Origin of the sequence: Microbacterium sp. (assembly GCF_049650565.1) — a bacterium.
Lineage (GTDB): Bacteria > Actinomycetota > Actinomycetes > Actinomycetales > Microbacteriaceae > Microbacterium.
This window is the reverse complement of the sequence record NZ_JBASAK010000069.1, coordinates 1-6,948: the sequence shown is the minus strand read 5'-3', so window position 1 is coordinate 6,948 and position 6,948 is coordinate 1. Positions and strand designations below refer to the sequence as shown.

At 70.0% G+C, this 6,948-nt stretch carries 7 protein-coding genes; 6 read left to right on the top strand and 1 reads right to left on the bottom strand.

The genetic code is table 11. The features are described from left to right. Positions 1-181 precede the first annotated feature (181 nt). Positions 182-1,183 (bottom strand): 4-hydroxy-3-methylbut-2-enyl diphosphate reductase, encoded by a 1,002-nt coding sequence (locus tag WA967_RS12280; protein ID WP_424422958.1) that lies wholly within the window; start codon positions 1,181-1,183, stop codon positions 182-184. A 240-nt stretch (positions 1,184-1,423) separates the two neighbouring features. Between WA967_RS12280 and xseA the strand changes: the two genes are divergently transcribed. The 6 genes from xseA to WA967_RS12250 all read left to right on the top strand — a co-directional run bounded on the left by xseA (position 1,424) and on the right by WA967_RS12250 (position 6,864). Further along, on the top strand, positions 1,424-2,701 hold the full coding sequence (xseA, locus tag WA967_RS12275; protein WP_424422955.1) for an exodeoxyribonuclease VII large subunit: 1,278 nt from the start codon (positions 1,424-1,426) through the stop codon (positions 2,699-2,701). 178 nt (positions 2,702-2,879) lie between these two features. Then, on the top strand, positions 2,880-3,119 hold the full coding sequence (locus WA967_RS12270) for an exodeoxyribonuclease VII small subunit (protein ID WP_417554346.1): 240 nt from the start codon (positions 2,880-2,882) through the stop codon (positions 3,117-3,119). Continuing rightward, positions 3,116-3,757, top strand: coding sequence for a DUF4245 family protein (locus WA967_RS12265; protein ID WP_424422952.1), 642 nt, complete (start codon positions 3,116-3,118; stop codon positions 3,755-3,757). Before WA967_RS12270 ends, WA967_RS12265 begins: the two co-directional genes overlap by 4 nt. Further along, positions 3,754-4,425: a carbonic anhydrase gene (locus WA967_RS12260; protein ID WP_424422949.1), complete on the top strand. Its 672-nt coding sequence runs from the start codon at positions 3,754-3,756 to the stop codon at positions 4,423-4,425. The genes WA967_RS12265 and WA967_RS12260 overlap by 4 nt, the downstream gene beginning before the upstream one ends. After that, positions 4,422-5,816, top strand: a complete 1,395-nt coding sequence (locus tag WA967_RS12255) for a class II fumarate hydratase (RefSeq protein ID WP_424422947.1) — start codon at positions 4,422-4,424, stop codon at positions 5,814-5,816. The genes WA967_RS12260 and WA967_RS12255 overlap by 4 nt, the downstream gene beginning before the upstream one ends. Positions 5,817-6,018: 202 nt before the next feature. Then, positions 6,019-6,864 (top strand): DUF559 domain-containing protein, encoded by an 846-nt coding sequence (locus tag WA967_RS12250; protein ID WP_424422945.1) that lies wholly within the window; start codon positions 6,019-6,021, stop codon positions 6,862-6,864. Positions 6,865-6,948: the final 84 nt, after the last annotated feature.

Genomic DNA, 6,948 nt, shown 5'->3' with positions numbered 1-6,948 from the left:
GCGCCGTCACGACGGGCTCCGCCTCGATCGGCGGCAGCCCCGCCCTGGCGCGCTGCTCCTCGGGGGTCGCATACTCGCCGTACTGCGGCCGGTCCATGCTCATGCGCTCCACGCTACCGTGCGCGTCTTGGGCTCGGCCGTGAGAACTCAGCGCAGGTGGCCGCCGCGCTGCGGACGTCCCTCAGCGCAGGTGGCCGCCGAGCGCCCTCGTGTCGCGCTTGCCGTCAGCATCCGTGCGCAGCTCCTTCGGCAGCGAGAACATCAGGTCCTCCTCCGCCGTGCGCACCTCCTCGACGTCGGCGTAGCCGGCCTCGCTGAGCGCCTCGAGCACCTCGCGCACCAGCACCTCGGGCACCGAGGCGCCGCTGGTCACGCCGACGGTGCGCACGCCCTCCAGCCACTCCTGCTTGACCTCATCGGCGTAGTCGACGCGGTAGGCCGCCGCAGCGCCGTGCTCCCGGGCGACCTCGACCAGCCGCACGCTGTTGGAGGAGTTGGCGGACCCGACCACGATCACGAGGTCGGCCTCCTTCGCGACCTTCTTGATCGCGACCTGACGGTTCTGCGTGGCGTAGCAGATGTCGTCGGACGGCGGGTTGTGCAGCTCGGGGAACCGAGCACGGAGCCGGTTGACGGTCTCCATGGTCTCATCGACCGAGAGAGTGGTCTGCGAGAGCCACACCACCTTGCTGGGGTCCTTGACGACGACGGTGTCGGCCTCCTCCGGGGAGTTCACGACGGTCACGTGATCGGGCACCTCACCGGCGGTGCCCTCGACCTCCTCATGGCCGTCGTGGCCGATCAGCAGGATCTCGTAGTCGTCACGGGCGAAGCGCACGGCCTCGCGGTGCACCTTGGTCACCAGCGGGCAGGTGGCGTCGATGGCCAGCAGGCCACGGTCGGCGGCGGCGTTCACCACCGCGGGCGACACGCCGTGCGCGCTGAAGACCACGTGCGCGCCTTCCGGCACCTCATCGACCTCATCGACGAAGATCGCGCCCTTCTTCTCCAACTCGGTCACGACGTGGATGTTGTGCACGATCTGCTTGCGCACGTACACCGGTGAGCCGTAGCGCTCCAGCGCCTTCTCGACCGCGACCACGGCACGGTCGACCCCTGCGCAGTAGCCGCGCGGAGCGGCCAGCAGCACGCGCTTGACGCCGTCGACGGGACGGTCCTCCAGCGGCGCCGTGCGACGGTTCGGACGCGGCGGGGCGGGGAGCCTGACGATGGTTGCACTCACGCTTCGAGTCTACCGAGCGCCCCTGATGAAGGGCCGAGCGGTACTGATTGCCTGGCACGGATGCCGGCTCGGATCACGGATGTCGGCGCAGATGTGCGTTCTCCGCCGACATCCGTTCTTTCCGCCGACATTCGTGCCTCCGGGAAGGGCCGTGTCCGCGGCATCCGCGACAATGGGGAGGTGACCGTCTTCGAAGCCGCAGCCCTGCCCGGCGAACCGCCGCCTGCGGACTCGGTCGCCCCGCGCGACTCGACGCCGGATGCGCCCACCTCGGTCGCGCGCCTGAACGGCACGATCCGCGACTTCATCGCGCGCTGGAACACGGTGTGGGTGGAGGGCGAGATCACGTCCTGGAACCTGCGGGGCGGCAATGTGTTCGCGCGCCTGAAGGATGTCCGCTCCGACGCGCAGATCTCGATCCGGATCTGGTCCAGCGTGCGCGCCCGGGTTCCGGCCGACCTCGCCGTCGGCGACCACGTGATCGCCGCCGTCAAGGCCGATTACTTCGTCAAAGGCGGCGACTTCAGCTTCATCGTCTCGTCGATGAAGCACGTGGGCCTGGGCGACCAGCTGGAGAAGCTGGAGCGGCTTCGCGCGCAACTGCGCGGCGAGGGACTGTTCGACGCCTCCCGCAAGAAGGAGTTGCCGTTCCTGCCGCACCTGATCGGGCTGATCACCGGCGAGCGATCGGATGCCGAGAAGGACGTGCTGCGCAATGCCGAGCTGCGCTGGCCGCAGGTGCGCTTCCGCACCGCGTACGCGGCCGTGCAGGGCGATCGCAGCGTTCCTGAGGTGCTCGCCGCACTGGCGAGGCTGGATGCCGATCCCGAGGTCGACGTGATCATCATCGCCCGCGGCGGCGGCGACCCGCAGACGCTGCTGGGCTTCAGCGACGAGCGTCTCGTGCGGGCCGTGGCTCAAGCGGCGACCCCGGTGGTCAGCGCCATCGGGCACGAGAACGACCATCCCCTGCTGGACGACGTCGCGGATCTGCGGGCGTCGACGCCGACGGATGCCGCCAAGAGGGTCGTGCCGGATGTCGGCGAGCAGCGCGCCCTGATCGCACAGCTGCGCGCTCGCGCGACCGGGCGACTCACGCAGCGCATCTCGAACGACATCGCCCGGCTCGAGCAGCTGCGCACGCGCCCGGTGCTGCGCTCCCCCGACCCCATCGTCGATGACCGAGCGCAGGAGGTGTGGCTGCTGGCATCCCGCGGGCGTGACACGCTCACCCGACGGCTGGATGCCGCCCAGCGCACCACCGCCGAGCTGCGCGCGTCGCTGCGCGCCCTGTCACCCGCCGCGACCCTGGCGCGCGGGTACGCGATCGTGCACCTGGATGACGGCCGCATCCTGGCCGACGCCGCGGACGCCCCCGCAGGCACGCCGTTGACCGTCACCGTCGACCGCGGCTCGCTGCGCGCCCGCTCCGAGGGCCAGCTCTCCGAGGGCGCCTGAGCCCGGCATCCGGCGACCGGCGACCGGCGACCGGCGACCGGCGACCGGCGACACACTCTGGGGGCCGACACGCCAGCTGTCGGGACGTTCTCCGGCGTGTCGGCCCCCAGAGTGGCGTGTCGGCCCCCGATTCGTACCGGCACGAGGGCGGCAGGACTCACCGCGGTGCGCCGGTAGGATGGATGCCGTGACTGCGTCCAACGACACTCCCGTCGAATCGCTGTCGTTCGAGGCCGCCCGCGACGAGCTCGTGCGCGTGGTCGCCGAACTCGAACAGGGTTCCCCCACGCTGGAGCACTCCCTCGCACTGTGGGAGCGCGGCGAAGCCCTCGCCGCCCGCTGCGAGGAGTGGCTGCTGGGCGCGAAGCGCCGCCTCGATGCCGCCCGCGAAGCGGCATCCGCTGAAGGAGACGAATGAGCCGCAAGCCGGGGATCGTCGCAGAGCTCGGTCGCCCCGAGACTGCGCAGGAGACCGCCGACCGCAAGGCCGAATCCAGCCGCGTCTACCGCTCCAGCCAGACGTTCCGGAACCTCATCGCCGCGCTGATCGTCACGGTCGCCGTGGTGGCCGTGATCGTGTTCGCCGTGCCGCGCGGCGAGCCCACGGCAGCGCCGAGGATCGACGTCGCCAAGATCGCCGCCGATGTCACCTCCACCACCGGCCACGCCGTGGTTGTGCCGAAGCTGGGCGATTTCTGGCGTGTGAACGCCGCGGGGCTGGACACCGGCGGGGTCACGGTGTGGAGCATCACGCTGGCACCCGCGGGTGAGAAGGAGCGCGGCTTCATCAAGCTGGGGCAGGCCTTCGACTCCGACGTGAAGTGGGCGCCGCAGGCGACCGGCGGCATGGCGCCGAACGGCACCGCGAAGATCGACGGCATCGCCTGGGATGTGTTCGACATGGGCGACCGCGGCACGGCGAACATCACGTACGCGCTGGGAACCCAGGCCGGACACGACTACGTGCTGCTGTACGGATCGCGCTCCGCCGACTCCACCAAGAAGCTCGCAGCATCCCTCACACCGCAGCTGAACGCTCTGAAGGAGGCCGGATGAGCACCACGCTCACCCCCGCCGAGGCATGGGAGAGGCTGCTCGAGGGCAACCAGCGCTTCGTCGCGGGCACGCCGCGGCACCCCAACCAAGACGCACAGCACCGTGCGGAGTTGGCCAACGGACAGAACCCGTTCGCCACGTTCCTGGGGTGCTCGGACTCGCGCGTGGCCGCCGAGACGCTGTTCGACGTCGGTCTGGGCGACCTGTTCACCACCCGCAACGCCGGCCAGATGGTGACCGAGTCCGCGGTGGCCAGCATCGAGTACGCCGTCGCCCTGCTGGATGTCCCACTGGTGATCGTGCTCGCGCACGACTCCTGCGGCGCCGTCGCCGCCGCGGTCGCCGGCACCGCCATCGACGCGGATCCGCTGCCGCCGAAGATCTGGAAGCTCATCGCTCCGATCGTCCCCGCCGCCCGCCGAGTGCTGAAGAGCTCCGGCGGCACCTCCGTCGCCGACATCGACCGCGAGGCGGTCGGCAGGGAGCACCTCCGAGGCACCATCGCGGGGCTTCTGGAGTCCTCCGAGATCATCAGCACCGCCGTCGACGAGGGCCGGCTGGCCATCGTCGGCGCCAAGTACCGACTCACTGACGGCACCGCCGTCCCCATCGCCCAGGTCGGCCTGACCGAATCCGATATCCCATCACTCTCGAAGGAGCAGAAGTGACTGACAACGAGTACCGCATTGAGCACGACACCATGGGTGAAGTGCGTGTGCCCGTGAACGCTCTCTACGGCGCGCAGACCCAGCGTGCGGTGGAGAACTTCCCGATCTCCGGCAAGGGCCTCGAGTCCGCGCAGATCGCCGCGCTGGCACGCATCAAGAAGGCCGCGGCGCTGGCCAACAAGGAGCTGGGCACGCTCGACGCCGCCATCGCGGATGCCGTCGCACAGGCCGCCGACGAGGTCGCCACGGGCGTGCACGATGGCGAGTTCCCGATCGACGTGTACCAGACCGGCTCGGGCACCTCGTCGAACATGAACATGAACGAGGTCGTCGCGACCCTCGCCTCCCGCATCCTCGGCTCCCCGGTGCATCCGAACGACCACGTGAACGCGTCGCAGTCGTCCAACGACGTCTTCCCGACGTCGGTGCACATCGCCGTGACCGAGGCACTCATCAACAACCTGGTGCCCTCGCTGGAGCACCTGGCTGTCGCGTTCGAGGCGAAGGCCGAGGAATGGAAGAGCGTGGTCAAGTCGGGCCGCACCCATCTGATGGACGCCACCCCCGTGACCCTCGGCCAGGAGTTCGGCGGCTACGCCCGCCAGATGCGCCTGGGCATCGAGCGGGTGCAGGCAGCGCTTCCCCGCGTCGCCGAGGTCCCCCTGGGCGGCACCGCCGTCGGCACGGGCATCAACACCCCGAAGGGCTTCCCGCAGAAGGTCATCACCCTGCTGGCCGCCGAGACCGGTCTGCCGATCACCGAGGCGAAGGACCACTTCGAGGCTCAGGCCAACCGTGACGGCCTGGTCGAGGCATCCGGTGTGCTGCGCACCATCGCCGTCTCGCTGACGAAGATCAACAACGACCTGCGCTGGATGGGCTCGGGCCCGAACACGGGCCTCGGCGAGATCCACCTGCCCGACCTGCAGCCCGGCTCGTCGATCATGCCCGGCAAGGTCAACCCGGTCATCCCCGAAGCCGTGCTGCAGGTCGCCGCACGCGTCATCGGCAACGATGCGACCGTCGCTTGGGGCGGGGCATCGGGCTCCTTCGAACTCAACGTGCAGATCCCCGTGATGGGCACCGCCGTGCTCGAGTCGATCCGCCTGCTGGCCAACGCCACCCGCGTACTGGCTGACAAGACCGTCGACGGCCTGGTGGCCAACGTCGAGCGCACCACCGCGCTGGCGGGCATGAGCCCCTCCACGGTCACGCCGCTGAACAAGCTCATCGGCTACGAGGCCGCGGCGAAGATCGCCAAGCACGCGGTCGCCAAGGGCATCACGATCCGCGCCGCCGTGATCGAACTGGGCTACGTGGAGCGCGGTGAGATCACCGAGGAGCAGCTCGACGCCAAGCTCGACCTGCTGTCCATGACGCACGCCGGCTGACCCTGCCGCCGTTCCGGCGCACAGTTCGGGGGCCGACACGCCAGATGTCGGCCCCCGTTCGTGTTCCCGGCCCCCGAACTGGCGTGTCGGCCCCCAGAGTGTGCGGCACCACTTCCATCCACATTTCGACTGTCGCGCGAGTTCTCCACACATAGGGGGAATCCGGGGCGGCAGGATGCCGCGGATGCCGCATCCTGACGTCATGACCGCACTCGACCCCTACGATCCGCAGGCGCTGCTGGACACCCTCGGCGGTCTCGCGCGTGGCGTGCACCTGCAGAGATTCGGCGTCACTCGCACGCAGCTGTCGAAGGCCGTACGAGCAGGCCGGATCGAGCGCATCCGCCCCGGTACGTTCGCCTCCACGACCCTGTCCGCACCCGAGCGCGCGGCGGTGCTGCACGGCGGCGCCCTCACCTGCGCCGGAGCGCTGCGCAGGCACGGCCTCTGGGTGCTGTCCGATGAGGGCGCACCGCATGTCTGGGTCGGGCACCGCGGGCGAGTGTACGACCATGCCCGGTGCGACTGCACGACCCACTACTTCCGCGACGGATCGGCGCTCGGGCTCGTCGACGTCGAAACGGCCCTGATCCATCTCTTCCACTGCGAGGGCGCCGAGGCGTTCTTCGTGTCGTTGGAGTCCGCACTGCAGCAGCGCAAGCTGCCGGCATCCGCCCGCCTGCGCATGCGCGCCGGGCTGCCCGCATCCGCTCGCCGGCTGGTCGACTTCGCACGGTCGGATGCTGAGAGCGGCCTTGAATCACTGCTGCGCGTACGACTGCACCTGCTCGGCATCTCACTGCAGACGCAGGTGCACATCGACGGCGTGGGCCGTGTCGACTTCGTCGCTGCCGGCCGGCTGATCATCGAGGTCGACGGCCGGCAGAATCACGCCACGTCCGAGCGACGTCACCACGACCTGGTGCGGGATGCCGCGGCATCCGCCGTCGGCTACGAGACCCTGCGCTTCGACTACGCCCAGATCGTGCACGACTGGCCGACCGTGCGGGCCGCGATCCTCGCCGCCCTCACCCGCCTCGCCGACTGACCAGCGGTCGTCGCCCCGCCGCCCACGGCTCGCAGGTGGGCGGCACGGGTCACAGTTCGGGGGCCGACACGCCACATGGGGGTC